Consider the following 26,328-nt stretch of genomic DNA (forward strand, 5'->3'; position numbering starts at 1 on the left):
ATGCGCGACAGTCTGAGGGTACTCGGTTGTCAGCTATACCGTCATCGCGGGCAAGCCCGCTCCCACAAGGTTGGGGTCGTATGCAAAATATGGGAGCAACACAAAACCTGTGGGAGCGGGCTTGCCCGCGATGAGGCCGGAACTGGCGCCGCAGGTCTCCGCCGAATTGCCTCACTGCCAACCACCCGGTAAAGTGCCGCTCCCCCCGTTTCGCCAGAGGTAGAACCATGAGCCAGTCCTTTGATATTGCCGTGATCGGCGCCACCGGTACTGTCGGCGAAACACTCGTCCAGATTCTCGAAGAGCGGGACTTTCCGGTCGGTAACCTGCACCTGCTGGCCAGCAGTGAATCGGCCGGGCATTCGGTGCCGTTTCGCGGCAAGAACGTGCGGGTGCGGGAAGTCGATGAATTCGATTTCAGCAAAGTCCAGTTGGTGTTCTTTGCCGCCGGCCCGGCGGTGACCCTCAGTTTCGCTCCGCGTGCCACGGCCGCCGGTTGCTCGCTGATCGACCTGTCCGGCGCCTTGCCCGCCGATCAGGCGCCGCAAGTGGTGCCTGAGGCCAACGCTGAAATTCTGGCCGGCCTGAAAAAGCCCTTCCAGGTCAGCAGTCCAAGCCCTTCGGCCGCGACGCTGGCGGTGGTGCTGGCTCCGTTGCTCGGTTTGCTCGACCTGCAACGCATCAGCCTGACGGCGTGTCTGGCGGTCTCTGCCCAAGGCCGCGAAGCGGTCACCGAGCTGGCCCGGCAAACCGCCGAGCTGCTTAATGTGCGTCCGCTGGAGCCAGCGTTCTTCGATCGGCAGATGGCTTTCAACCTGCTGGCGCAAGTCGGCAAACCTGATGATCAGGGCCATACGTTGCTGGAAAAACGCCTGGTACGCGAACTGCGTCAGGTCATGGCGCTGCCTTTATTAAAGATTTCCGTCACTTGTATTCAAGCTCCGGTGTTTTTCGGCGATAGCTTTAGCGTGACCTTGCAGTCTTCGAGCGCTGTCGATCTGGCGAAAGTCAACGCAGCCCTGGAAGCGGCGCCCGGTATCGAACTGGTCGAGGCGGGCGATTATCCGACCCCGGTAGGCGATGCGGTAGGGCAGGACGTGGTTTACGTTGGTCGGGTTCGCAGCGGGATCGACGACCCGGCGGAACTTAATGTGTGGTTGACGTCAGATAACGTACGCAAAGGTGCCGCGCTCAATGCTGTGCAGGTGGCTGAATTGTTGATAAAAGACCTGCTGTAAAAGATACTTGGCGACAATTTATCGAATGATTCCCGTCGAGCGTCATGCTTGGCCGGAATGCTTAAGGTGAGCCACCCCGCAGGGCTTCCCATTGCATGAATGAAATGATCGCGCGCGACGACCTTTCGCCGCCGCGCGCAATGCCTTACGGCAGCGGCAATCAACACCTTCTCGCTGGCCGAGGAATGTTCAAACAAAGGAAGAGGTTATGGTTCAAGTTCGCAAACTGGTGTTAGCAATAGCGGCCGCCTCGGCGCTGTCCTCCGGTATGGCGCATGCCCTCGGGCTCGGGGAATTGACCCTGAAATCGACGCTGAACCAGCCTCTGGTAGCAGAAATCGAGTTGCTCGACGTCAAGGACCTCACGGCTGCCGAAGTGGTGCCGAGCCTGGCCTCGCCCGAAGATTTCGCCAAGGCCGGTGTCGATCGTCAGGCGTTTCTCAATGACCTGACCTTCACCCCGGTGCTCAACGCCAGCGGCAAAAGCATCCTGCGCGTCACGTCCAGCAAACCGCTCTCCGAACCGATGGTGAAATTCCTGGTTCAGGTGATGTGGCCCAACGGTCGTCTGCTACGCGATTACAGCGTGCTGCTCGATCCGTCCAAATTCTCGCCGCAGACCGCCGATGCCGCCGCACAACCGGCGCCATCCGAAACAGTGACCGCGCCGGTCACTAGCGCCGCCAAGCCGTCGCAACACACCACCACTCCGCGCGATACCCTGTGGGAAATCGCCGCGAAGGTGCGCAATGGCGGTTCGATCCAGCAGACCATGCTGGCCATCCAGGCGCTGAACCCGGATGCGTTCATCGACGGCAACATCAACCGACTGAAAACCGGTCAGGTGCTGCGCCTGCCTGATCAGGTGCAGAGCACTAACCTGCCACAACCCAAGGCCATCGCTGAGGTCGCCGCGCAGAACACCGCGTGGCGTCAGGGCCGTCGCTACGTGGCGAAACCGGGAACCGGTCAGCAGCAACTCGACGCCACCAAACGCGCTCGCGGTGAAGGTGCTTCGTCGCAAGCCGCAACAGACAAACTGAGCCTGGTCTCTGCCGACACCGGCAAGGGTGGCAAAGGTGCCGCCGGTGATGCGAAAGCCTTGAGCGACAAACTGGCTGTCACCGAGGAAAGCCTCGACGCGGCTCGTCGTGACAACGCTGAACAAAAAAGCCGCATGAACGATCTGCAAAGTCAGCTGGACAAGCTGCAACGCCTGATCGAACTGAAGAACAATCAATTGGCCAAGTTGCAGGCCGAAGCCGGCGCGGATGCACCAGCTTCGGGCGCTCCGGCGATGTCTGCTGAGCTGGCGGCCACCCCTGCGGCAACGCCTGCGGACGCGGCTCCGGCTCCTGCGCCAGAGGCTGCTGCACCAGAAGCCGCCGCACCAGAGGCCGCTCCGGCACCAGCCACCGAGCCAACGCCTGCGACATCCGATGATCAGAAATTCAACGAGCTGCTGACCAACCCGATCCTGCTGGGGCTGGTGGGTGGCGGTGCGGTGGTTCTGCTGCTCTTGCTGCTGTTGCTGGCCCGTCGCCGCAAAGCCCAGCAAGAGGCCGAGAAGCATCTGCGCATGGCCCGTGCCTTGGAGGAGGAACAAGAGTTCTCCGTCGACCAGGACCTGCCGGAAAGCAGCTTCGAAGGCCTGGAAGTTCCGCCGCCGAGCGTGAAACTTGCGACCGCACCAACGCCTGCACCCGCTCCGGCCCCGGTGATTGCCCCGGTTGTGGTAACGCCGCCGATCGCTGCGCCACTGGTATCGCCTGCCGCCGAGCGTTCCGAGCGTTCCGACGACGTACTGGCTCAGGCGCAGTCGCACATTGCGGGCGGTCGTCTGAATCAGGCTGCTGCATTGCTGGAAGACGCTATCAAGCAAGAGCCGCAACGCAGTGACCTGCGCTTGAAGCTGATGGAGGTCTACGGTCAGCAGGGTGACCGCGATGCGTTCGTCGCCCAAGAGCGTCAACTGGTAGCCAACGGCGATAACTTCGCTCGGGTCGAAGAGTTGAAAAGTCGCTTCCCGGCCATGGCTGTTGTGGCGGCCAGCGGTCTGGCTGCCGCTGCGATCGCCGCCGAGCTGGACGCGCAGTACGTCAAGGACTTGCTGCTGGACGAACCGCAAGCCCCGGAACCGGCATTGTCCGACTTTGACAGCGCATTCGATCTGAGCCTGGACGATCTGGAGGTGGCTACTCCAATCTCGCCTGCCGTTGCGGCGGTGCCAGAGCCAGCACCGGAGCCGGAGCCAACACCAGCGCCAGAAGCTCTGGCTGAGCTGGACGAATTCCCGCTGGACGACGATCTGAGCTTTGAGTCGGTGTTGCAGCAACAGACTGAAATCAAGGAAAACCTCGACGATCTGTCGGACTTCGACCTGGACATGGATCTGGGTGGCAATGCCTCGCCGGCAACGTTGGCCGAAGACGACTTCCTGCTGAGTCTGGATGAAGACCTCAAGGACTTGCCTGCCGCCGAAGCGCCACCCGTGACCGAGCCGACGCTCGACGACCTGGAGTTGCCTGCGGATTTCGACCTGTCATTGGCCGATGAAATGGACGCTGCCGCCCCGGATCAGCCTGATGCCTTCGAAAGCGATCAGCCTGACGCCTTTGAAAGTGAACTCAACGACGTCAATGCGGAGCTGGATCGTCTGTCCCAGAGTCTCGGTGAGCCGAGCTTCACCGCCGAAGACGCTTTGGCCTCCGCGGCTGATGAGCCGGACTTCGATTTCCTCTCCGGCACCGACGAAGTCGCCACCAAACTCGACCTGGCCCAGGCCTACATCGACATGGGCGACAACGACGGCGCTCGGGACATCCTCAATGAGGTGGTGACCGAGGGCGATCCCGGTCAGAAGAGCGAAGCCAAGGAAATGCTGTCGCGTCTGGCGTGAGTCATCGGTAAGGCGTAAACAAAACGGCAGCCCATTGAGGCTGCCGTTTTTGTTTGGGCGGTGATGCGATGGCGCCTGTTGGATCGTCTTCGCGGGCAAGCCTCGCTCCCACAGGGATGTTTGCTGGCTGTATATCTTGTGTACGACGCAAAACCTGTGGGAGCGAGGCTTGCCCGCGATGAGGCCATCCCGTTCAACATCCAAACCGGCATTGCACCGGTCGGGTAGGTCGCAGAAAACACGCGGCTCTGGCATCCCGGTCCGGCGGCCTTATAATGCCTGCCTTTGCGTAGATCAGCAGGCTGGCACCCCCTTGGCAAATATAGATAATCCGGCCGCCGAAATGGCGGCCGACGGCTTTTTCCGGATCGCGCTGGGCGTGGAATACAAAGGCTCGCGTTATCGCGGCTGGCAGCGTCAGGCCTCCGGCGTGGCCACGGTGCAGGAAACCCTCGAAAAGGCCTTGTCCAAAGTTGCCGACTCACCCGTGTCGCTGCATTGCGCCGGGCGCACCGACGCCGGTGTGCATGCTTGCGGGCAGGTGGTGCATTTTGATACCCAGGTCGAACGTTCGATGAAGGCCTGGGTCATGGGTGCCAACATCAATTTGCCGCATGACGTCAGCGTCAGTTGGGCCAAAGTCATGCCGGCGGATTTTCATGCGCGGTTCAAGGCCATCGCCCGTCGTTATCGTTACGTGATCTACAACGATCAGATCCGCCCGGCGCACCTGAACGATGAAATCACCTGGAACCACCGTCCGCTGGACGTCGAGCGCATGTCCGAGGCTGCTCAGTATCTGGTGGGTACCCACGACTTCAGCGCATTCCGCGCCGGTCAGTGTCAGGCCAAGTCGCCGATCAAGGAGCTGCATCACCTGCGCGTCACGCGCCATGGCAAAATGATCGTGCTGGATATCCGCGCCAGCGCGTTCCTGCACCACATGGTGCGCAACATCGCAGGCGTGCTGATGACCATTGGTGCCGGCGAGCGTCCCATGGAGTGGATGAAGGAAGTCCTGGAAAGCCGTGTACGTCGTTCCGGCGGGGTGACGGCCCATCCATTTGGCCTGTATCTGGTGCAGGTCGAGTATCGCGATGAGTTCGAATTGCCCGAGCGTTACATCGGCCCACACTTCCTCACCGGTTTCTCGGAACTTGACGGCTGACGCCCTCGAACGCTTTTGTTACCATCCGGGACTTTCCCGGATTTGTCCTGAGGTTCTATCGACATGTCAGCCGTTCGCAGCAAAATTTGTGGGATTACCCGCATAGAGGATGCGTTGGCGGCGGTCGAGGCCGGGGCCGATGCTCTCGGATTTGTGTTCTACGCCAAAAGCCCGCGGGCCGTAACGTTCCAGCAGGCGAGGGCGATCATCAAGGCCTTGCCGCCGTTCGTGACCACCGTGGGTTTGTTCGTCAATGCCAGCCGCTGCGAGTTGGGGGAAATCCTCGACGCCGTGCCGCTGGACCTGTTGCAGTTCCATGGTGATGAGACCGCGGCCGACTGTGAAGGCTGGCACCGGCCATACATCAAAGCGTTGCGGGTCAAGGCCGGTGATGACATCGCAGTAGCTTGCGATGCCTACGCCAGTGCCAGCGGGATCCTGCTCGACACTTACGTCGAAGGCGTTCCCGGCGGAACCGGTGAAGCGTTCGACTGGTCTCTGATACCGCAAGGCCTGAGCAAGCCGATCATCCTGGCTGGCGGTTTGACACCGGACAACGTCGCCGAGGCGATTGCCCGGGTTCGGCCTTATGCGGTGGACGTCAGCGGTGGAGTAGAGGCGAGCAAGGGCATCAAGGATCACGCAAAGATTCGGGCATTCATCAAAGCGGTTGTAGGAACTCCTACGTTGATGTGACGGCTGGCACACTGCCGCCGTCCACAGGCATGGCTGAGGATATTTGGGGTTGTACGCAGGTCACGTCTCGCTGACCCGGCCACCCGATCAATCATCGCCACACATATGAATTTAGCTCAAGGGCATACGCGGGGCTGCGAACCAGAGCGTTCGGGCCGCCGGTACTGGAGAAAGAAAGCATGAGCAACTGGTTAGTAGACAAACTGATCCCTTCGATCATGCGTTCCGAGGTCAAGAAGAGCTCGGTGCCTGAAGGTCTGTGGCACAAATGCCCGTCTTGCGAGGCGGTGCTGTATCGTCCGGAGCTGGAAAAGACCCTGGACGTTTGCCCCAAGTGCAACCACCACATGCGTATCGGTGCGCGCGCGCGCATCGACATCTTCCTCGACGCTGACGGCCGTGCCGAACTGGGCGCGGACCTGGAGCCGGTTGACCGTCTGAAATTCCGCGACGGCAAGAAGTACAAGGATCGCCTGACCGCTGCGCAAAAGCAGACCGGCGAAAAAGATGCACTGATCTCCATGAGCGGCACCTTGCTGGGCATGCCTGTCGTGGTGTCGGCTTTCGAATTCTCCTTCATGGGTGGCTCGATGGGCGCCATCGTTGGTGAGCGCTTCGTGCGCGCCGCCAACTACGCCCTGGAAAACCGTTGCCCGATGATCTGCTTCGCCGCTTCCGGTGGTGCGCGGATGCAGGAAGCGCTGATCTCCTTGATGCAAATGGCCAAGACCTCCGCGGTGCTGGCGCGTCTGCGTGAAGAAGGCATTCCGTTCATCTCGGTACTGACCGACCCGGTCTACGGCGGTGTTTCCGCCAGTCTGGCAATGCTCGGCGACGTGATCGTCGGTGAGCCGAAAGCCCTGATCGGTTTCGCCGGCCCGCGCGTTATCGAACAAACCGTTCGCGAAAAACTGCCGGAAGGCTTCCAGCGCAGTGAGTTCCTGCTGGAGCACGGCGCGATCGACATGATCATTCACCGTCAGGAACTGCGTCCGCGTCTGGGTAACCTGCTGGCACAAATGATGGGCCTGCCGACGCCAAAATTCGTCGCCGCGCCGATCGAGCCGATCGTGGTTCCGCCGGTGCCTGCCAACCTATGACCCAACGCACCCTTGGCGAGTGGCTCGCCTACCTTGAACAGTTGCATCCTTCGGCCATCGACATGGGGCTGGAGCGTTCGCAACAGGTAGCGTCCCGCATGGGACTGGGCAAGCCGGCGCCTCGGGTGATTACGGTCACCGGCACCAACGGCAAGGGTTCTACCTGCGCGTTCGTGGCTTCGTTGCTGCGGGCGCAGGGCCTTAACGTCGGTGTCTACAATTCTCCGCACCTGCTGCGTTACAACGAGCGGGTGCAGGTCAATGGTGTCGAAGCTACTGACGCCGAGCTGTGCGAAGCCTTCGCTGCGGTCGAGGCCGGTCGTGGCGACACTTCCCTGACGTACTTCGAAATGGGCACCTTGGCGGCGTTCTGGCTGTTTCAACAGGCAGGGCTTGATGCGGTGGTGCTGGAAGTGGGGCTGGGCGGGCGTCTGGACACGGTCAACGTGGTCGATGCGGATCTGGCGCTGGTCACCAGCATCGGCGTCGATCATGCGGACTACCTGGGTGATACCCGTGAGTCCGTGGCTTACGAAAAAGCCGGCATTTTCCGCCAGGGCGCGCCTGCGCTCTGTGGCGATCTGAATCCCCCTCAACCTCTGCTGGATAAAGCGCGCGAGCTCAATTGCCCGTTTTTCCTGCGTGGGCGCGATTTCGACCTGGGTATCACCGATCACAACTGGCAATGGCGCGGCCTTGATGCTCAAGGGCGTGCAGTCGAGTTGCACGATCTGCCATTGCTCGATCTGCCGATGGAAAACGCCGCACTGGCATTGCAGGCTTACCTGCTGCTTGGTTTGCCTTGGGTAGATGCACAGATTATTGAAGCCCTGAAAGCGACACGCGTGGTCGGTCGTCTCGATCGCCGTCAGTTCGACTGGCAGGGCAAGTGTCTGAATGTGTTGCTGGACGTGGGGCACAACCCCCATGCGGCAGAATACCTGGCCCGTCGCCTGGCCAGTCGGCCACCGGCAGGCAAGCGTCTGGCGGTGTTCGGGTTGTTGGCGGACAAGGATCTGGATGGTGTTGTCGGTGAATTGAATGCTAGTGTCCAGCATTGGGCTGTTGCCCCGCTGGATTCGCCGCGGGCGCGGCCTGTTGAGCAGTTGCACGCGGCGTTGCAGAACCTTGGCGCCTCGGTAACGTCTTATGACAGCGTGGCCGCCGCCCTGGAAGGGCAGTGCGCGCAGGCGACGAGCGACGACGAAATTCTGTTGTTCGGATCATTTTATTGTGTCGCCGAGGCCCTTGAATGGCTGGCCCGGCACTCCACGGAGGAAGCGGCAAATGGCTTTGCTGGATAAGGCGTACAAGCAGCGCATGGTTGGTGCCCTGGTGCTGGTAGCGCTGGCGGTGATTTTCCTGCCAATGCTGTTTTCCCGTCAGGACGAACAGCGCCAGGTGAGAGTCGACACACCGGCTGCACCGCAAGCGCCGGCTGTGCCGCAAGTGCAGGTCGAGCCAGTGATAGTGCCTGAACCGCAGGCATTGCCGCAGGAACCTGTGCCAAGCGATGAGGAAATTGCCGCGCAGCAAGCGCCGTCGACACCGATTGCGCCAAGTGCTCCTGTGGCTCCAGCGCCACCGGTTGTCAAACCGGTCACGCCACCTCCGGCGCCAGTCGCCAAGCCAGTGCCGGCACCTGCCCAGCCAATTGCCGCCGCACCGAGCAAGCCCGCTACAACGCCAAGCCGCGTCGATGCCAATGGCCTGTCGGTTAGCTGGTCGGTGCAACTGGCCAGCCTGACGAGTCGAGAAAGCGCTGAAAGCCTGCAGAAAACCCTGCGCAGCCAAGGCTATAACGCCTATATCCGCTCCGCCGATGGCAAGAATCGGGTATTCGTCGGGCCGCTGATCGAGCGCGCTGAAGCCGATCGTCTGCGTGACTTGTTGAGTCGCCAGCAGAATCTCAAAGGTTTTGTGGTGCGTTTCCAGCCTGAGCGCGGTTAAAACTATCGCCCCGATTTGAAAAGCACTGACAATCTCAGCTTACCGATAGCCATGGGCTCTGCTAAAATGCGCCGCCTTATCTGTCTGTAGGCTGCACTGTGCCATTTACCTGGGTTGATTGGGCGATCGTTGCAATCGTCGCCATCTCCGCTTTGATCAGTCTTAGCCGCGGCTTCGTCAAAGAAGCACTCTCGCTGCTGACCTGGATCATCGCAGGAGGCGTTGCCTGGATGTTTGGTGGCTCATTGTCCGAGTACCTCGGCGGATACATCGAAACGCCGTCGGCTCGCGTGATCGCGGGCTGTGCCATCATGTTTGTCGCCACTTTAATCGTAGGCGCAATGATCAATTATCTTATCGGCGAATTGGTTCGCGTTACCGGGCTATCCGGGACCGATCGATTTCTCGGCATGGCCTTCGGCGCAGCGCGTGGCGTGTTGCTGGTGGTTGTGGCGGTCGGGCTGTTGAGCCTGGGGCCGGTACAGCAGGACGGGTGGTGGAAAGAATCACAGCTCGTGCCAAAATTTCTATTGGTTGCAGACTGGTCCAAAAACCTGATCCTGGGTTGGAGTAGTCAGTGGCTTGCCAGCGGAATCAGCGTACCCGCTGATATACCGTTCAAGGAGCACCTCTTGCCGACGGCCAAAACGCCTCAGTGAGTTGTGTTCAGTTCAGATCCATTAAGTAGGGGTTGCGTCGCATGTGTGGCATCGTCGGTATCGTCGGTAAGTCGAACGTCAATCAGGCGCTGTATGACGCGCTAACCGTCCTCCAGCACCGCGGCCAGGACGCTGCCGGTATCGTGACCAGCCATGATGGCCGGTTATTCCTGCGCAAGGACAATGGGCTGGTGCGTGACGTGTTCCATCAACGTCACATGCAGCGCCTGGTCGGCCACATGGGCATTGGTCATGTGCGTTACCCGACCGCGGGCAGCTCGACTTCGGCCGAAGCCCAACCGTTTTACGTCAACTCGCCGTATGGCATCACTCTGGCGCACAACGGTAACCTGACCAACGTTGAACAGCTGGCCAAGGAGATTTACGAATCTGACCTGCGCCACGTCAACACCAACTCCGATTCGGAAGTGCTGCTCAACGTGTTCGCACACGAGCTGGCCCAGCGCGGCAAGTTGCAGCCGACCGAAGAAGACGTGTTCGCTGCCGTCACCGACGTGCACAACCGTTGCGTCGGTGGTTACGCGGTCGTGGCGATGGTGACCGGCTACGGCATCGTCGGTTTCCGCGATCCGCACGGCATCCGTCCGATCGTCTTCGGTCAGCGTCATACTGACGAAGGCGTTGAGTACATGATCGCCTCCGAAAGCGTTTCGCTGGACGTACTCGGTTTCACCCTGATTCGCGACCTGGCACCGGGCGAAGCGGTCTACATCACTGAAGACGGCAAGCTGCACACCCGTCAGTGCGCGACCAACCCGTCGCTGACTCCGTGCATTTTCGAACACGTCTACCTGGCGCGTCCGGACTCGATCATCGACGGCGTCTCGGTCTACAAGGCCCGCCTGCGCATGGGCGAGAAGCTTGCCGAGAAGATCCTGCGTGAGCGTCCGGATCACGACATCGACGTGGTCATCCCGATTCCGGACACCAGCCGCACCGCGGCCCTGGAGCTGGCGAACCACTTGGGCGTCAAGTTTCGCGAAGGCTTCGTGAAGAACCGCTACATCGGCCGGACCTTCATCATGCCGGGGCAGGCTGCACGGAAAAAATCCGTACGCCAGAAGCTCAACGCCATCGAGTTGGAATTCCGCGGCAAGAACGTGATGCTGGTAGACGACTCCATCGTTCGCGGCACCACCTGCAAGCAGATCATCCAGATGGCTCGCGAAGCCGGCGCCAAAAACGTCTACTTCTGCTCCGCGGCACCGGCCGTGCGTTACCCGAACGTCTACGGCATCGACATGCCGAGCGCTCACGAGCTGATCGCCCACAACCGTTCGACCCAGGACGTTGCCGACCTGATTGGCGCCGACTGGTTGATCTATCAGGACCTGCCTGACTTGATCGAAGCGGTCGGTGGCGGCAAGATCAAGATCGAGAAGTTCGATTGCGCGGTGTTCGACGGCCAGTACGTCACCGGCGACGTCGACGAGGCTTACCTGAACAAGATCGAGCAGGCACGCAACGATGCCTCCAAGGTCAAGACCCAGGCAGTCAGTGCGATCATTGATCTGTATAACAACTGAGTAACTACCGGCCCTGAGGGGCCGGTTTTGTATCTACTGATTAATTCTCTATATCAAGAGCAGGGCAAGGAGTGACAGCATGAGTCAGGATTGGGATGCCGGTCGGCTGGACAGCGACCTCGAAGGCGTAGCGTTCGATACCCTGGCCGTACGCGCCGGTCAGCACCGCACGCCGGAAGGCGAACACGGTGATCCGATGTTCTTCACTTCCAGCTACGTATTCCGTACCGCCGCCGACGCGGCCGCGCGCTTTGCTGGCGAAGTACCGGGCAACGTCTACTCGCGCTACACCAACCCGACAGTGCGCGCGTTCGAAGAGCGTATTGCCGCGCTGGAAAGCGCCGAGCAAGCCGTGGCTACTGCCACTGGCATGGCTGCGATCATGGCAGTGGTCATGAGCCTGTGCAGCGCCGGCGACCATGTTCTGGTCTCGCGCAGCGTGTTCGGCTCGACCATCAGTCTGTTCGAAAAGTACTTCAAGCGCTTCGGCATCGAAGTCGATTACGTGCCCCTGGCGGACTTGTCCGGCTGGGATGCGGCGATCAAGGCCAACACCAAGTTGCTGTTCGTCGAATCGCCGTCCAACCCGCTGGCTGAGCTGGTAGACATCAAGGCGCTGTCGGAAATTGCTCACGCCAAGGGCACGATGTTGGTGGTCGACAACTGCTTCTGCACGCCTGCGTTGCAGCAGCCGCTGAAGTTGGGCGCGGACATCGTTGTGCACTCGGCGACTAAGTTCATCGACGGCCAGGGCCGCTGCATGGGCGGCGTTGTGGCCGGTCGTAGCGAGCAAATGAAAGAAGTCGTCGGTTTTCTGCGTACCGCCGGGCCGACCCTGAGCCCGTTCAACGCCTGGATCTTCCTCAAGGGTCTGGAAACGCTGAGCCTGCGCATGAAGGCGCACTGCGCCAATGCCCAGCAACTGGCCGAATGGCTGGAGCAGCAGGACGGCATCGAAAAGGTCCATTACGCTGGCCTCAAGAGCCATCCGCAGCACGAACTGGCCCAGCGTCAGCAGAAGGGTTTCGGTGCGGTCGTGAGTTTCGAGGTCAAGGGCGGCAAAGAGGGCGCCTGGCGCTTTATCGATGCGACTCGCCTGATCTCCATCACTGCCAACCTGGGCGACAGCAAAACTACCATCACGCACCCGAGCACCACCTCTCACGGCCGTCTCGCGCCGCAAGAGCGTGAAGCGGCGGGGATTCGTGACAGTCTGATCCGCGTTGCGGTCGGTCTGGAAGACGTGGCAGATCTGCAGGCCGATCTGGCGCGCGGGTTGGCTGCCTTGTGATCGAGTTGTCGACGCCGACCACGGGCACCCATGGCCGCGTCGCGCTGGTCACCGGTGCTGCGCGCGGCATCGGTCTGGGGATCGCGGCCTGGCTGATCAGCGAAGGCTGGCAGGTGGTGCTGACTGATCTGGATCGTGAGCGCGGTTCGAAAGTGGCGAAGGTGCTTGGCGAAAACGCCTGGTTCATCGCCATGGATGTCGCGAATGAAGCACAGGTGGCACTGGGCGTGGCTGAGGTGCTGGGACAGTTCGGTCGTTTGGATGCGCTGGTGTGCAATGCAGCAGTGGCCGACCCGCACAACATCACCCTGGAAAGCCTCGATCTGGCCTACTGGAACCGGGTGCTGGCGGTGAACCTCAGCGGGCCGATGCTGTTGGCCAAGCACTGTGCGCCGTACTTGCGTGCTCACAGCGGCGCCATCGTCAATCTGGCCTCGACCCGTGCCGGCCAGTCAGAACCCGACACAGAGGCTTATGCGGCGAGCAAGGGCGGTCTGTTGGCCCTGACTCACGCCTTGGCTATCAGCTTAGGGCCGGAGATTCGCGTTAACGCAGTCAGTCCAGGCTGGATCGACACGCGAGACCCTGCGGTGCGGCGTGCCGAACCGCTGACCGACGCTGATCATGCGCAGCATCCGGCGGGCAGGGTAGGGACGGTCGAGGACGTGGCGGCGATGGTGGCGTGGTTGCTGTCGAAGAATGCCGGGTTCGTTACGGGCCAGGAGTTCGTGGTCGATGGTGGCATGACCAAGAAGATGATTTACAGCGAGTAAATCCAAGCGTGGCTGCGATGGATGTAGCCAGCATTGATGTGAATGTGCCGCTGTCTTCGCGAGCAAGCCCGCTCCCACACTGAATTTATGTCGATCACAAACCTGTGGTCCGCCGCAGATCCAGTGTGGGAGCGGGCTTGCTCGCGAAAGCGGTTTGACTGTTAAGACACAATTTTGTCTTTTTCAGAAAAACTTCAAGCGGGGTATTGACTTAGCTTCGGTATCTGCGTAAATTTCGCGGCCTCGGAGATGCAAACGGGTGATTAGCTCAGCTGGGAGAGCGTCTGCCTTACAAGCAGAATGTCGGCGGTTCGATCCCGTCATCACCCACCACTTCCGAGAGTCTTGCGAAAGCAAGATGGAAGCTTTTAAAAGCCTCCACCGACGCGCAGCGGTAGTTCAGTCGGTTAGAATACCGGCCTGTCACGCCGGGGGTCGCGGGTTCGAGTCCCGTCCGCTGCGCCATATTTTCCGAGTCAGGTTTACCTGCCTCGAGATTGAAAAGCCTCGAAGCTTTCCAGTCAGACGAGTTACTTGGGCGAAAGTCCAAAGCGATACGCAGCGGTAGTTCAGTCGGTTAGAATACCGGCCTGTCACGCCGGGGGTCGCGGGTTCGAGTCCCGTCCGCTGCGCCATATCTGCCTCAAGGCCCACTGAACGCCTTGGAGCTACGAAGCAAGCTGCTGGTAAAGCCAGTGTCTGTTTCGAGTCGATAGCAAAGACCCTGGTCGAAAGACCGGGGTTTTTTGTGTCTGCGATTTGGCTTTTCCTCTCTCATGTCCTTCCCGCCCAACCTTTCTGCGCCCCAATTGCATAAAGGACTTGGTTCACAGCTCTGACATTAATTAGAATCACTCTCATTTACGATAACTCCTTGGCGCAGGGCTTCTTGATATGAGTGATGTGGCGATGCCGAAGGAGCAAACCTTCCACGACTTGTACCGCGATCACCGTGGCTGGCTTGAAGGCTGGTTGAGAAGACGCATGGGCAATGGCTGTGATGCGGCGGACCTCAGTCAGGATACGTTCCTGCGTTTACTCGCCAGCTCTCAACGAATTGCTGATCTGCAAGAGCCCCGTGCCTATCTGCTGACCGTGGGCAAACGCCTGCTGAGTAATTTCTATAAACGACGAAGCCTCGAGCAGGCATATTTGACGGCGCTGGCGGCGTTGCCGGAAGACTGTGTGCCGTCGCCCGAGCAGCGCTGGTTGTTGCTCGAAACCCTGCAAGCCCTGGATGAACTGCTCGATGGATTGCCGGCGGCAGTGCGTAAGGCGTTTCTCTGGAGTCAGCTGGAAGGCTTGAACTATCAGCAAATCGCCGAGCGCCTGCGGGTATCGGAGCGCACGATCAAACGCTACATGGCGCAAGCCTATGAGCATTGTCTGTTGGTGGAGCTGTGAGCAGTTCAGCGCCCGATGCTCGTCAGGCCGTGCGAGCTGCCGCGCAGTGGCTCGCCTTGCTGGAATCTGGAAGTGCCAATGAGCAGGATCGTTCGAATCTGCAGCGTTGGCGCGACAGTTGCGTCAGTCACGAGCAGGCTTGGCAGAAGGCTCAAGCCTTGCGTCAGCGGTTTGCCGATCTGCCTTCAGCGTTGGCGCTCAAAAGTCTGGATCGCCCCGAGCCGGGTCGTCGTGTGGTGCTCAAGCGTGCATTGGGTGCGGTGGCGTTGGTGCCGGCGGCTTGGCTGATCAGCCGACAGTTGCCCCTGGATGTCTGGCGAGCCGATCTGCATACGGCCACCGGGGAGCGCAAACAGGTGCAGCTCGCTGATGGCAGTTCCTTGCAACTCAACACGGCCAGTGCCGTCGATGTGGATTTGCAGAGCCGTCGCTTGAGGCTAATTGAAGGCGAACTGTCGCTGAAGGTGCCAATCACATCACCGCTGACGATCCAAACGATGTTTGGACAAATCATCGTCAGCCAAAGCGAAGTCTGTGTTCGTCAGGAGGTGCGCGGTTGCCGCGTGTCGGTGTACAACGGTACCGTGCAATTGCAGCCCTTGCAGGGGGCGGCGTTGGCTTTGCGCAGTGGTCAACAAGTCAGTCTTCAAGCAACCGGTGTCGGGCCGATCAGCCCATTCGATGTGCTTGCGCCGGGTTGGCGAGAGGGCGTGCTGATGGCGAAAAACCAGCCGCTGGGAGATTTCCTGCGCGAACTCAGCACTTATCGACCGGGTGTGCTGCGTTGGGAGCCGGAGCTTGAAGCGTTGCGTGTCACCGGCAGTTTCCGTCTGGACGACACCGATCGCGTCCTCGCGTTGCTCGCGGCCAGCCTGCCGCTGGAGGTGCATTCACGTACCCGTTACTGGGTGACGTTGCTGCCGCGCAAAAATAGTGTGTGAAGCCTGTCCCCTTTTTTCGACTCGCTTGTCATTCAAGGCATGTGAACGAATCAAGAGAACACTATCAATGCCCGCAGTAATACCTTGCTGTCCGCGCCCGGCTTCTTCCCGCCTGCGTCCGTTGTTGCGCTTGAGCCTGATGCTGGGCCTGAGTGCCAGTCCGTTATTCATCACTGCCAGTTGGGCCGAAGACAGTGCCCGGCGCAATTATCAGGTGCCTGCCGGCAGCCTGAGCGATGCGCTGACCCGCTTCGCCGGTCTGTCTGGCGTCAATCTCTCGGTCGACCCGGCGCTGGTGGGCAGTCGCACCAGTTCTGGTCTTTCCGGCGAGTTCGCGGTCGAGGAGGGCTTTGCCCGGCTGTTGCAGGGTTCCGGTCTGCAACTGCAACCGGTGGGCGAGCAGGCCTACATCCTGACTCCGGCGCCAGAAGGCAGCAGCCTGCAACTGGCCCCCACCTCGATTCTCGGTGCCACGGGCGGGGCGGACGGCGAGGTATATGCCGGCGGCCAAGTCGCGCGCCGCGGTTCGCAAGGCTTGCTAGGCTCGAAAGACTTCATGGAAACGCCGTTCAGCATGACCACCTACACCGGCGAGGCGGTCAAAAACCTGCAGGCTCGTACCTTGGGCGACTTGATCGCCAGTGATCCCTCGGTTCGCGCCACCAATCCGGCGGGTGGGCGTTATGAGCAGTTCACCATTCGCGGGCTCAGCCTGTTCAACAGTGATGTCGCCTACAACGGTCTCTACGGCGTCCTGCCGACCTATACGATCGACATGGAGATGGCCGACCGCGTCGACATCATCAAAGGCCCGAGCCAGCTCATCAACGGCATCTCGCCGCGGGGCAGTGTGGGTGGCGGGATCAACGTGGTGCCCAAGCGCGCGACCGACAAGCCCATCACTTCGTTTACCGGTAGCTACGCTTCCGACAGTCAGGTCGGCGGTGCGGTGGATGTCGGTCGGCGCTTTGGTGAAGACAACAAGTTCGGTATTCGTTTTAACGGCGTGAAGCAGTCCGGCGACACAGAATGGGATCACCAGAGTGTCGACCGCGAGATGGCTGTGCTGGGCCTGGATTTTCGCGGTGAGCGCCTGCGACTCTCGACGGACATCGGGCGCACCGAGCGTGATACCGATGCCCCGCAGGAGCGCGTGCAGGTCGGCGCCAATGCCAAGGTGCCGAATGCGAACGATGTGCGCGACAACTATGCGCAACCCTGGAGCAAGGCGAGCACCAACGACACTTTCGGAGCGGTGAACGGCGAATTCGATGTCAGCGATTCGGTCATGCTGTACGGCGGCGTGGGCGCGCGTAAAAGCAATCATGACTTCCTCCGGCATGCCGTTGCGGTCACCAATGATGCTGGCGATTTCAGCGTTCAGCCGCGTGACTTCACCCGTGACGAAAATGTCCGGACGGCAACGGCGGGGGTGCGCAACTGGTTTCATACCGGCCCGGTAAGCCATGAGGTCAATCTGGCCGCCAGCTATTTCTACATGGACTTCGAAAATGGCGGCGCCCGTTATGCGGCGGCCCGCAGCAACCTCTACGATCCCGTGGAAACACCAACACCTGTAAGACCCACTCGACTCGATTCGAAGGTCTACACCGAGAACCGCTTCAGCGGCGTGGCGTTGTCCGATACTCTGGGCTTCTTCGATGACCGGCTGTTGCTGACCCTCGGCGCCCGCTGGCAGCGCGTGAAGGTTGACGACTGGACGGATGATGTCAAAGGCGCCACGGCCTACGATGAGGAAAAGGTTTCGCCGTCGGGCGGCATCCTGTTTAAGGCAACCGATAAGCTGTCGCTGTATGCCAACTACATGGAAGGCCTGAGCCAGGGCAAGATCGCGCCGTCGACCTCTGTGAACGAGGACGAGATATTCCCGCCATTCATCAGCCGGCAGGTCGAGGTCGGCGCCAAGTATGACGCGGGTGCGTTCGCCGTGACTGCCGCGGTGTTCCGGATCAAGCAGCCGGCCTATGAGACCAACGCCACGACGCGGGTTTTCGGCCCGAACGGCAAGCGCGAGAATACGGGCGTGGAGCTGAGTGTGTTCGGTGAACCGCTCGATGGTTTCCGCCTGCTCGGCGGTGTCATGTACATCGACAGTGAGTTGAGCAACACCACCAATGGCACCTATGACGGCAACCGGGCACCGGCCACGCCGAAATACAACGTCAACCTGGGCGCCGAGTGGGACGTGCCGACCGTACAGGGCCTGACCCTGACCAGTCGCGGCCTCTACTCCAGCTCGCAGTATTTGGACCAGTCCAACAACAAGGAAATCGACTCCTGGGAGCGTTTCGATGTGGGTGCACGCTACGCATTCAAGGTCGACGAAAAGAACATCACCCTGCGTGCCAATGTCGAGAACGTGGCGGACAAACGCTATTGGAGTTCGGCTGGGGCCTCGGATGACAGCGAGCCTGGCTTGACGTTGTCGACCCCGCGCACCTACTTGCTTTCGGCAACAGTCGACTTCTGAGTGAACCGCTTTGCGTAGGAGCCAGGCTTGCCGGCGAAGGCGCGCTTGATGACGCCTTCGCTGGCACCTTTTCACCTCTCTCGGTCAGTATCCGAACTTGTCCCGCAATCCGTAATACCAGGCGCCCAATGCAGCGAACGGTGTACGCAGCAATTGTCCGCCGGGGAACGGGTAGTGGGGCAGGTCGGCAAAGGCGTCGAAGCGCTCGGCCTGACCGCGCAATGCTTCGGCCAGTACCTTGCCCGCCAAGTGCGTATACGTTACGCCATGGCCGCTGCAACCCTGGGAATAGTAGATGTTGTCGCCCAGTCGTCCGACTTGGGGAAGGCGCGATAGCGTCAGCAGAAAATTGCCGGTCCAGGCGTAATCGATTTTCACGTCTTTGAGCTGTGGGAAGGCCTTGAGCATCTTCGGTCGAATGATCGCCTCGATGTTCGCCGGATCTCGGGCGCCATAGACCACACCGCCGCCGAAAATCAGGCGTTTGTCAGCGCTCAGGCGGTAGTAGTCGAGCAGGTAGTTACAGTCTTCGACGCAGTAGTCCTGAGGCAACAGGCGCTTGGCCAATTCATCGCCCAAGGGTTCGGTGGCGATCACTTGAGTCCCGCAGGGCATCGACTTCGCCGCCAACTCCGGCACCAGATTGCCGATGTAAGCGTTGCCGGCGACGATAATGAATTTGGCCCTGACCTTTCCCTGAGGCGTATGCACCACCGGATTGGCGCCGCGCTCGATGCGCACCGCTGGCGACTGCTCGTAAATAGTGCCGCCCAGCGACTCCACGGCGGCTGCCTCGCCCAAGACAAGGTTGAGCGGATGAATATGCCCGCCGCTCATATCGAGCATGCCGCCGACGTATTGATCGCAAGCCACCACTTCACGGATGCGTCGCTGATCCAATAGCTCAAGTTGCGTGTGACCGAAGCGTTCCCACAGGCGCTTCTGGGATTCCAGATGGCCCATCTGCTTGGCGGTAATGGCGGCGAATACACCGCCGTCCTTCAAGTCGCACTGGATGTTGTATTTGGCCACCCGCTCACGAATGATCCGTCCACCCTCAAACGCCATTTGCCCCAGCAGCTGAGCTTGCTTGGGGCCGACACTGCGCTCGATCACATCGATATCACGGCTGTAGCTGTTAACGATCTGGCCACCGTTGCGCCCCGATGCGCCAAAACCCACTTTGGCCGCTTCCAGGACCGTTACCCGAAAACCGTTCTCCAGCAGAAACAGGGCAGAGGACAGGCCGGTATAACCAGCACCGATGACACAGACATCAGTCTCTACATCATCCTGCAAGGCCGGGCGCGGCGGCGCTGTATTAGCCGATGCGGCGTAATAGGACTCTGGGTAGGGAGTGTTCGCCATCCTGCAGCCTCTGTTTAATATATTTTACGAGTGCATCGATCCTACCCGAGTTAAAAAACGACCGCCAGCCAGCGGAAAATCTTCTTTGCCGCAGCAAAATTAAATATTTTGCATATTCATAGGGTTAGGTGAAAAAAAGGTGTTGACACCCCTCCGGAATTCCGTAGAATGCCGCCTCACAGCAGGCACGTAGCTCAGTTGGTTAGAGCACCACCTTGACATGGTGGGGGTCGTTGGTTCGAGTCCAATCGCGCCTACCAAACAAAATCCGCTCTGCTGGGCGGTCTAGAAGGGCTCACCGAAAGGTGGGCCCTTTTTTGTTGTCTTGGATTTCATGCAGAACGTTCACAAAATATCGGGTTCGTTCACACTGGGCAATGTGAACGCCGCTAAAGTCCTTTTCTTGGGTGCAATTCTTCCCCTGTATCTGGGGTTAATCGGGATGGCTTCAGGTTGGTGTGGTCGGTAAGCTTCGACCACTCGTGCTGCCACAAGATTGGCGGGCACTCAATTTCAGTGATGGCGACATGGAGGGTGTGAGCATGCAAATACTGAAGGTGGATGCGGGTATACATAGTGTTAATCGTCATCCCGATGAGTGCCCTTACTGCCACCATGCGATTAGCGCAATATTTGTGGCTTCAATTTTTGTCGATAGTGGTAGGGGGATCGATGCAGCGTACAGGTGTCCCAAGCACGATTGCTCAAGGCTGTTCGTGGCTGTATTTAAAAAGTTGCAGATATCCTCGGTAAGCTTTGCCGACTATTACACCCTTCGAGTGACCTTCCCTGCTAATCCGGTAGCCCCTTCTGTCCCAGATGAGGTTGCGAAGGTATCCCCCCAATTTGTAGAAATATTCACACAGGCGAGCAAAGCTGAGGCTTTCGGTTTGGAAGAGGTCGCAGGTGTTGGGTATCGGAAGGCGCTTGAGTATCTTGTCAAAGATTATTGCGTCACTAAATTTCCAGACAAAGAAGATGATGTGAAGAAGCGGCCGCTGGGGCAGGTTGTCGACGTGTATGTCGATAACGAAAATATCAAGCAGTGTGCAAAAAGAGCTGTTTGGCTGGGGAACGATGAGACGCACTACGTCAGGACGTGGATTGAAAAGGACGTAAGAGACTTGAAGCTCCTGATCAAGCTGACTGTGGGCTGGATTGAGCAGGTCATCATCACGGAGATGCTGATAGAGGATATGCAGAAGCAATGATCGGTATGAGGGCTGGGGCAAACGCGATTGCGCTTCTGACTCTGGCAGCGACTACAAATGCATGGGCGGCGGAAGACTACCGTTGCACGATCGAAAGCACCGTCGCCGCTAAAGAAAAGCCGATAAACCGAATCTACATCGGCAAACAGTTCACCGTAGAAAGGCGGACTGGATTGATGGCGGGCGCCCTGAAAAACTCTTACGTCACCGATCCGCAAGTCATTGACTATGGATCGACTGAGAATAGCTACAAGGCCGTAGCGACCATGCGGAAGGATCAGGGGGCGGGGGTCGGTTCAAGTATTTATGCACTAACAATCAACGAGTACGACGAGAGCGACCGAAAGGCTTTCATCTTCCTGCAAAACGACGAGGCATTTCTCGGTTGGTGCGAGCATTTCTGATTTGAGGTGGATCGCGATCCGTGCCGATCCCTTCTGGCTCGCTATGGGTTACTGATGATTTTGACGGAGCTTCTCTATAGCTGTGGTTATGGCGTCTGCGTTCAAATCTAATGTTCCCAGTGCGGTGGTGATGTTGTCGTGGGTATCCACGGAGCCGCGTGCCTCGATCCACAACGCCACTTCCTCAAGTCCGGCGACGATAGCCTGTTGGTTGAACAGAAGCAGTTCCAATGCATCGGCTAGCGTTTCATTGCTGTCGTTCATCGGGCGTCATCCTTGATTGAGTTGAGTGAAGATCGTAGCTCGGTTCAAGCTTGATTTCCCAGTCCCGGCGAAAATCGCGATAGCACTTCTGGTGTGATTTCCCAAAATCCCGCCAAAAATAATGGCCCCGAGTTTGGAAGGCGCTCCCTACATTCTGAAAACGGTCGGCGTGGCCCAAGTACTTAGCATTGCACGAGTGGCTCAATCAGAAAGCTGTGCTTTTTCAAAATAAGTTGGTCGGCTCTGAAGCTCTTGCAGCCTCAGAACGAGACGTTGAAAGCCAGCATGAGACTACGTACTGCCGTTGGTGTGAACTCGCTACCCCGAGGCGAACGCAATCCTTTGGAGTTGAGGCGATCAGCAGTGGGCTGGAAATGATAATTTTCCGTGAGATTGAAAATATTGACGAAACGCTCCGGTTGCTCCTGAGCATCTTCTAGATGGCCTCTGCAAGAGGTGCTAGGGTAAGCAAAACAGGATAAGAACGCTATCTGTCAGGGCGCTTAGTCAATGAAATATCGAGAAAGTCAACTGGATAAAAGTCTGCGGCAGTGGTTTTCGAACGATAATTCGAAAGGGTTATTGCGGCATGTTCGGCTTGTCTCAGGGGGGATGCGGGGGCTAACGCCATTTAATGTTGATTTAGAATACCCTATCACTGCATTTGCGGGAGTCAATGGCTCGGGGAAGTCTACCCTTCTGGCTCTGGCATGTTGCGCTTATCACAATGATACAAAGGCTTTTAAACTTCCAAGGCGTAAGATTAGTTATTATACATTCTCTGATTTTTTCATTCAGCATACCGAAGAGATACCTCCGCAAGGTGTCGTTATTTCTTATGGGATAGCTCACGATAACTGGAGAACTCTTCCTGCGGGTGTTGGTTATCAAAATCGAATAAAAAAACATGGGGGTAAATGGAATGATTACGATGTGAGAGTTAAAAAAACAGTAGTGTTTTTAGGCATAGAAAGAATAGTTCCTCATGCAGAGCGGAGTCAGTCACGTTCATATTCTCGTTCCTTTAAAGATGTAAAAATTAAGGGGTGGGAGGATAAGGTAAGAGAGGTAGTAGGTTACATACTCGGTAAAAAATATGACGACTATCGACATTTGGAACATACGAAATATAGTTTGCCTATCGTGAGTGTTGGCGGGGTTACGTATTCTGGATTTAATATGGGTGCAGGTGAAAATGCTCTATTCGACATTTTCTCAACAATATACTCTTGTGGGCAAAATTCTTTATTGGTATTGGATGAGATAGAGTTGGGGCTCCACTCAAAGGCTCAAAGACTTTTCATTGAGAAATTGAAGGAGGTATGCATGCAGACGCATACTCAGGTCATATGCACTACGCACTCAAAGGATATATTTCAGTGTCTGCCAGATGATGCAAGATTTTTCATAGAGACAATCGGTGGAAAAACAAAGGTTACCGCAGGGATATCTTCCGAATTTGCATTTTCCAAGCTTGGTGCTCTGGATCAAAAAGAGTTGGATATTTTTGTGGAGGATCAGGTTGCGCGAACCATTATTGAAACTTCGTTAAGTGCTTCTATACGTTCAAGAGTAACGATAAGAATAATAGGCTCGGCGTCTGCAATATCAAAGCAGCTTGCCGCGTTATATGTTCGGGGTGAGGAGAAGATGACCTTGGCGGTTTTTGATGGTGATCAAAAGGCATTAAAAGCTGATAATTTGAATCTAGCGACAAGGATGTCAGAAAGGCCGGGTGAGGCTTTTAAAGAGTGGTTTAACGAGAAGGTTTTCTATCTTCCTGGAGATACATGGCCAGAAGCTTGGCTAGTACAGAAGAGTAAAGAGGCTCCTGAAGCCGTCGCTGCTGCGCTAGGGGTTGATGTTGATCAGTGCCCAGAAGTACTTGAATACGCGCTTCAAGCTGGAAAGCACAATGAGTTTTTTGAAATCGCTCAGCATGTCGGTCTTGATAAAGATAGGTGTCTAAGCTTGCTTTGCGGTGTGGTTTGCCAGAATTTTCCGCAGGAATTTAATGCCTTGCGAAGGGCAATTATATCGAAGCTTGGTTAGGGCGTATTTGGTGGGCTTGCACATGACGTTGCTTTGCGCATGCGGAGAGCTCACTCCAAAATTCACTCCCCCGACCTCTGACCTGATAACTGGGGCTTGCATGGGCAACGAGACTAGAAACATCCGTCTCCCTGCCAGTTTCCAGCTAGCTTGTAAGCCCGCTTAAAACACTGTTATTCAGTGCCTTTTCAAACTCTAAGATTAGTTCTGGCAGGCCAATTCCCAGGACTTTGCACAGATCGCGAAGCTGTACGATGTCCAAGCGGCGCGTTCCGCTTTCAACGTCACTCATGAATGACTGAGGGCGGCCTAGAGCCTGTGAGCACTGGACTTGAGTCAAGCCAGTCGTTTTTCTGTACTTCTTTAGCAGTGACAAAAGCACTGCGTGTTCGGGTCTATAGATCGTTTTTGGCATGGCTGAGTGGCTGCGTAGTTAGCCTTGCACGCTATATCTGGTTTTCAGATATCTGAATTTGGGATAATGTGTGCAGGTCAGACAGCGCAAATTACGCACCGATTGAAGATGAGTCAGGCTGGGGGGGGGCGAAGCGGCAACAAGACGCTTTATCAATCAGAGCTATTATCACTCTGACTGGTGAGAGATTTAACGCTGAGGTCTACTAGTGTTTAATAAGGAATTTATATGCGAAATTTTGGATTTTTCGTGCTTGTGTTGGGAGTGGCTTGCTTAATTTGTGCGTTGGCTATGGATGTCTCGGTATCGTCGGGAGCAGGGCGGGTCAACAATATTGGTTTGATGGCCGAACGACAGAGTTTCATTCTTATCGGCGGGTTGATGCTGCTGGTTGGTGTAATTATGGCTATTGCCGGAAAGCGCCAGAAGGAAGTCGTCGATAGCTCCAACGATGGTCGAGCCTGTCCGATTTGTGCTGAGACTATTAAATGTGCGGCTGTGAAGTGCAAACACTGCGGCTCAGAAGTGGCAAGCATCAGCAATGGAAATGGTGGTGATGTCCGTCCGATAGTAGAGCCTATGGACAGGGAGACGATTAAGTTGTGGGTAGCTCGCGGCAGTCTGCTTACAATTTTCGTGGGTATTATCCTTTTCTCGTTATTAGGTAAGTGATCAGCCTCTGATCGGCATGGGCACTGATCTCATGAAGCCGTGTGAGTGGGAATCCGGCCCGCTATTCAACCACCAGGTACTGCTACGCGTTCCTACGTGAAATGTGAGAAGCGGTGTGTGTCAATACTCAATACATTTCACGTACAGGCACTTTTCCCCTCAATTTCTAAAATCTGTATTTTCGGAATCGGGTTTTCAAGTCGAGTCAGAATGTTGACCTGACCGAATCCGGTGGTGGATGCTGGAGATTGATCGACTATGTTCAACGCCCCGGACTTCTGGAAAAAACCGGTGGTCGGCTGTAAAAATGAAATCCGTAGGGTGATGGACTGGGAGTGGTCTGAGACTGCGTGGGGGCGCGTGTGGGAAGGTTTAACCGAGTGGGAATATCATGACCTCACTCGGCTTTGTCGTTGTTCCTGTGAGCTTTGCTTATAACTCTGGATTGAGAGAAGCCTTTACCTTTTGGACTGTGGTCGTGCTGCATTCCAGTATTCCAGCAACTGTACGAATGCTCTTACCATCATTCAGCAGTGTTGTGATGCGTTTGCGAAGTTCTGTATCCACCTGACGACCTTTGTATGCACCTTCCTGCTTCGCCTTCTCGATCCCTTCAGCCTGACGCCGACGACGGTCGTCATAGTCCTTACGGGCAACCACTGCCAGCATGTCGAGCAACATCCCATTGACCGCTGAAATCATTCCCTTGGTGAATTCGTCCATACCTTTGGTTGGTTGCAACACTGCGTGACTGGTGGACAGGTCGAGGGATACCACTGTTACTTTCTTCGCTGCGATCTTGGCTTTCAGTGTTGCCCAATCATCAGGAGACAACCGGGACAGTCTGTCAACTTGTTCAATCAGCAGCACGTCGCCTTCATGACTGTCTTCCAACAGTCGGAACAACTCAGGTCGTTCCAGCTTTGTGCCGGATTCGTTCTCGATGTAGAAGGCTGCGATCTTATGACCGTTGTCAGCAGCGAATGCTACAAGGGCTTGCTTGGCGCGGCTGGCATCTTGCTCAGAGCAAGATGCCCGAAGGTATGCACGGATAAACATGTTGTAGCCTCTGTGTATCATTTAGGATGTATCATATTTTGCTGTGTCACGCAGGGTGTGTCAACAAATGTATTCACCCTCTTTTAGGGGTTGTTTTGGATACTTTATGTACAGCTATGCTGTGGTGCCTGATGTACACCCCTAATGACACAGCGGTTTGTGCGCTCCAGGTCAACCGTGTGCAATCATGGATAAGGGTTTCAACTACACGGACAAGGGAAACAGGATGAATGGTTGGCAACGGTTGTGGGTGCTGGGTAGCGGGATTCTGGCAGTCGCTGCCATCGCGTTCGGCGTGGACAGGATCAGTAGGGCAGATGATGTTCAGGACTACCATGATCAATTGATGGTGAGCTATCAGGCCAAGATCAAAGATTTACAACACCCCAACAATGATGCCGTTCCAGGAATACTTTATTCAGCACGAACAGACCACCTTCGCACGGTGGATGAGGTGAAGTCTGCCATTCGACACGCTGAGGATGACTACAAAAATGAGTTGGCGAACTTACCGTGGAAACAGGCTAAGCAGGTTGTGCTTTTATTTGCGATTTGGTCGGGCTGCTGTCTAGCGGTGTACGGAGCTGGCTTAATACTTCGCTGGGTGTATCGAGGGTTTCGCCCTAACAAGGTTTAACCCAACACCCTGTGACGACATTGGAACCCGGTGTAGTGGCATCTCGCTGGTGGATAACGGCGGTACACTGGGAATATCTATTGAATGAA

Annotated in this window: 23 protein-coding genes and 4 tRNA genes; 23 read left to right on the plus strand and 4 right to left on the minus strand. The window is 57.3% G+C overall.

The genetic code is table 11. The features are described 5' to 3' along the window. The first annotated feature begins 227 nt into the window (after positions 1-227). From F6R97_RS26140 to F6R97_RS26220, 17 genes are all read left to right on the plus strand, one after another. Positions 228-1,238 carry an aspartate-semialdehyde dehydrogenase gene (locus F6R97_RS26140; protein WP_048395145.1) on the plus strand — a complete coding sequence of 337 codons (1,011 nt, stop codon included), beginning with the start codon at positions 228-230 and terminating at the stop codon, positions 1,236-1,238. 208 nt (positions 1,239-1,446) lie between these two features. Further along, on the plus strand, positions 1,447-4,137 hold the full coding sequence (locus F6R97_RS26145; protein ID WP_315867324.1) for a FimV/HubP family polar landmark protein: 2,691 nt from the start codon (positions 1,447-1,449) through the stop codon (positions 4,135-4,137). A gap of 343 nt (positions 4,138-4,480) precedes the next feature. Next, positions 4,481-5,305 (plus strand): tRNA pseudouridine(38-40) synthase TruA, encoded by an 825-nt coding sequence (truA, locus tag F6R97_RS26150; RefSeq protein WP_038980079.1) that lies wholly within the window; start codon positions 4,481-4,483, stop codon positions 5,303-5,305. A gap of 63 nt (positions 5,306-5,368) precedes the next feature. Next, positions 5,369-6,001 (plus strand): phosphoribosylanthranilate isomerase, encoded by a 633-nt coding sequence (locus F6R97_RS26155; RefSeq protein ID WP_315867325.1) that lies wholly within the window; start codon positions 5,369-5,371, stop codon positions 5,999-6,001. A 179-nt stretch (positions 6,002-6,180) separates the two neighbouring features. Further along, complete coding sequence (gene accD, locus F6R97_RS26160; RefSeq protein ID WP_038980081.1) at positions 6,181-7,101, plus strand: acetyl-CoA carboxylase, carboxyltransferase subunit beta; 921 nt, start codon at positions 6,181-6,183, stop codon at positions 7,099-7,101. Next, positions 7,098-8,405, plus strand: a complete 1,308-nt coding sequence (gene folC / locus F6R97_RS26165; RefSeq protein WP_315867326.1) for a bifunctional tetrahydrofolate synthase/dihydrofolate synthase — start codon at positions 7,098-7,100, stop codon at positions 8,403-8,405. The genes accD and folC overlap by 4 nt, the downstream gene beginning before the upstream one ends. Further along, entirely contained in the window at positions 8,389-9,051 is a 663-nt protein-coding gene (locus tag F6R97_RS26170) for an SPOR domain-containing protein (protein WP_038980083.1), read from the plus strand. Before folC ends, F6R97_RS26170 begins: the two co-directional genes overlap by 17 nt. 98 nt (positions 9,052-9,149) lie before the next feature. Beyond that, positions 9,150-9,710: a CvpA family protein gene (locus tag F6R97_RS26175; protein WP_038980084.1), complete on the plus strand. Its 561-nt coding sequence runs from the start codon at positions 9,150-9,152 to the stop codon at positions 9,708-9,710. Positions 9,711-9,751: 41 nt separating this feature from the next. After that, positions 9,752-11,257, plus strand: a complete 1,506-nt coding sequence (gene purF / locus F6R97_RS26180; RefSeq protein WP_007905939.1) for an amidophosphoribosyltransferase — start codon at positions 9,752-9,754, stop codon at positions 11,255-11,257. Positions 11,258-11,336: 79 nt separating this feature from the next. Beyond that, complete coding sequence (locus tag F6R97_RS26185) at positions 11,337-12,548, plus strand: O-succinylhomoserine sulfhydrylase (protein WP_048395135.1); 1,212 nt, start codon at positions 11,337-11,339, stop codon at positions 12,546-12,548. Further along, entirely contained in the window at positions 12,545-13,321 is a 777-nt protein-coding gene (locus F6R97_RS26190) for an SDR family oxidoreductase (RefSeq protein WP_038980086.1), read from the plus strand. Before F6R97_RS26185 ends, F6R97_RS26190 begins: the two co-directional genes overlap by 4 nt. A 257-nt stretch (positions 13,322-13,578) precedes the next feature. Next, positions 13,579-13,654 (plus strand) — tRNA-Val (locus tag F6R97_RS26195). Positions 13,655-13,709: 55 nt separating this feature from the next. Continuing rightward, positions 13,710-13,786, plus strand: a tRNA-Asp gene (locus F6R97_RS26200). A 93-nt stretch (positions 13,787-13,879) separates the two neighbouring features. Next, positions 13,880-13,956: transfer RNA gene (locus tag F6R97_RS26205), tRNA-Asp, on the plus strand. A gap of 259 nt (positions 13,957-14,215) precedes the next feature. Continuing rightward, a complete protein-coding gene (locus tag F6R97_RS26210; RefSeq protein WP_123720984.1) occupies positions 14,216-14,725 on the plus strand; it encodes a sigma-70 family RNA polymerase sigma factor in 510 nt (169 codons plus the stop codon). Continuing rightward, positions 14,722-15,666 (plus strand): FecR domain-containing protein, encoded by a 945-nt coding sequence (locus tag F6R97_RS26215; protein ID WP_048395130.1) that lies wholly within the window; start codon positions 14,722-14,724, stop codon positions 15,664-15,666. The genes F6R97_RS26210 and F6R97_RS26215 overlap by 4 nt, the downstream gene beginning before the upstream one ends. A 67-nt stretch (positions 15,667-15,733) precedes the next feature. Continuing rightward, complete coding sequence (locus tag F6R97_RS26220; RefSeq protein WP_315867327.1) at positions 15,734-18,157, plus strand: TonB-dependent receptor; 2,424 nt, start codon at positions 15,734-15,736, stop codon at positions 18,155-18,157. Positions 18,158-18,241: 84 nt separating this feature from the next. Here the strand turns inward: F6R97_RS26220 and F6R97_RS26225 are convergent, their stop codons facing one another. Continuing rightward, the gene (locus F6R97_RS26225) at positions 18,242-19,525 is read right to left on the minus strand and encodes an NAD(P)/FAD-dependent oxidoreductase (protein ID WP_050681731.1); all 1,284 of its coding nucleotides are present in this window, start codon (positions 19,523-19,525) and stop codon (positions 18,242-18,244) included. 183 nt (positions 19,526-19,708) lie between these two features. Between F6R97_RS26225 and F6R97_RS26230 the strand changes: the two genes are divergently transcribed. The 3 genes from F6R97_RS26230 (at position 19,709) to F6R97_RS26240 (ending at position 21,140) form a co-directional block, all read left to right on the plus strand. After that, positions 19,709-19,785 (plus strand) — tRNA-Val (locus F6R97_RS26230). Positions 19,786-20,067: 282 nt separating this feature from the next. Then, positions 20,068-20,736: a hypothetical protein gene (locus F6R97_RS26235; RefSeq protein WP_315867328.1), complete on the plus strand. Its 669-nt coding sequence runs from the start codon at positions 20,068-20,070 to the stop codon at positions 20,734-20,736. Beyond that, positions 20,733-21,140, plus strand: a complete 408-nt coding sequence (locus F6R97_RS26240; RefSeq protein WP_315867329.1) for a hypothetical protein — start codon at positions 20,733-20,735, stop codon at positions 21,138-21,140. Before F6R97_RS26235 ends, F6R97_RS26240 begins: the two co-directional genes overlap by 4 nt. Positions 21,141-21,188: 48 nt before the next feature. Here the strand turns inward: F6R97_RS26240 and F6R97_RS26245 are convergent, their stop codons facing one another. Next, positions 21,189-21,404 (minus strand): hypothetical protein, encoded by a 216-nt coding sequence (locus F6R97_RS26245; RefSeq protein ID WP_315867330.1) that lies wholly within the window; start codon positions 21,402-21,404, stop codon positions 21,189-21,191. Between the two features lie 510 nt (positions 21,405-21,914). Between F6R97_RS26245 and F6R97_RS26255 the strand changes: the two genes are divergently transcribed. Beyond that, positions 21,915-23,456, plus strand: coding sequence for an AAA family ATPase (locus tag F6R97_RS26255; protein WP_315867331.1), 1,542 nt, complete (start codon positions 21,915-21,917; stop codon positions 23,454-23,456). A 145-nt stretch (positions 23,457-23,601) separates the two neighbouring features. On the opposite strand, the gene F6R97_RS26260 is transcribed toward F6R97_RS26255, so the two are convergent. Beyond that, positions 23,602-23,871, minus strand: coding sequence for a helix-turn-helix transcriptional regulator (locus F6R97_RS26260; protein WP_315867332.1), 270 nt, complete (start codon positions 23,869-23,871; stop codon positions 23,602-23,604). A 228-nt stretch (positions 23,872-24,099) separates the two neighbouring features. Here F6R97_RS26260 and F6R97_RS26265 point away from each other — a divergent pair, with 228 nt between their 5' ends. Continuing rightward, positions 24,100-24,543 carry a zinc ribbon domain-containing protein gene (locus F6R97_RS26265; protein WP_315867333.1) on the plus strand — a complete coding sequence of 148 codons (444 nt, stop codon included), beginning with the start codon at positions 24,100-24,102 and terminating at the stop codon, positions 24,541-24,543. A 432-nt stretch (positions 24,544-24,975) separates the two neighbouring features. Here the strand turns inward: F6R97_RS26265 and F6R97_RS26270 are convergent, their stop codons facing one another. Then, entirely contained in the window at positions 24,976-25,602 is a 627-nt protein-coding gene (locus F6R97_RS26270; RefSeq protein ID WP_315867334.1) for a recombinase family protein, read from the minus strand. Positions 25,603-25,789: 187 nt separating this feature from the next. On the opposite strand from F6R97_RS26270, the gene F6R97_RS26275 reads away from it, so the two are divergent. After that, positions 25,790-26,239: a hypothetical protein gene (locus F6R97_RS26275; RefSeq protein WP_315867335.1), complete on the plus strand. Its 450-nt coding sequence runs from the start codon at positions 25,790-25,792 to the stop codon at positions 26,237-26,239. Positions 26,240-26,328: the final 89 nt, after the last annotated feature.

It is taken from the genome of Pseudomonas sp. JV414 (assembly GCF_032424305.1).
GTDB lineage: Bacteria > Pseudomonadota > Gammaproteobacteria > Pseudomonadales > Pseudomonadaceae > Aquipseudomonas > Aquipseudomonas lini.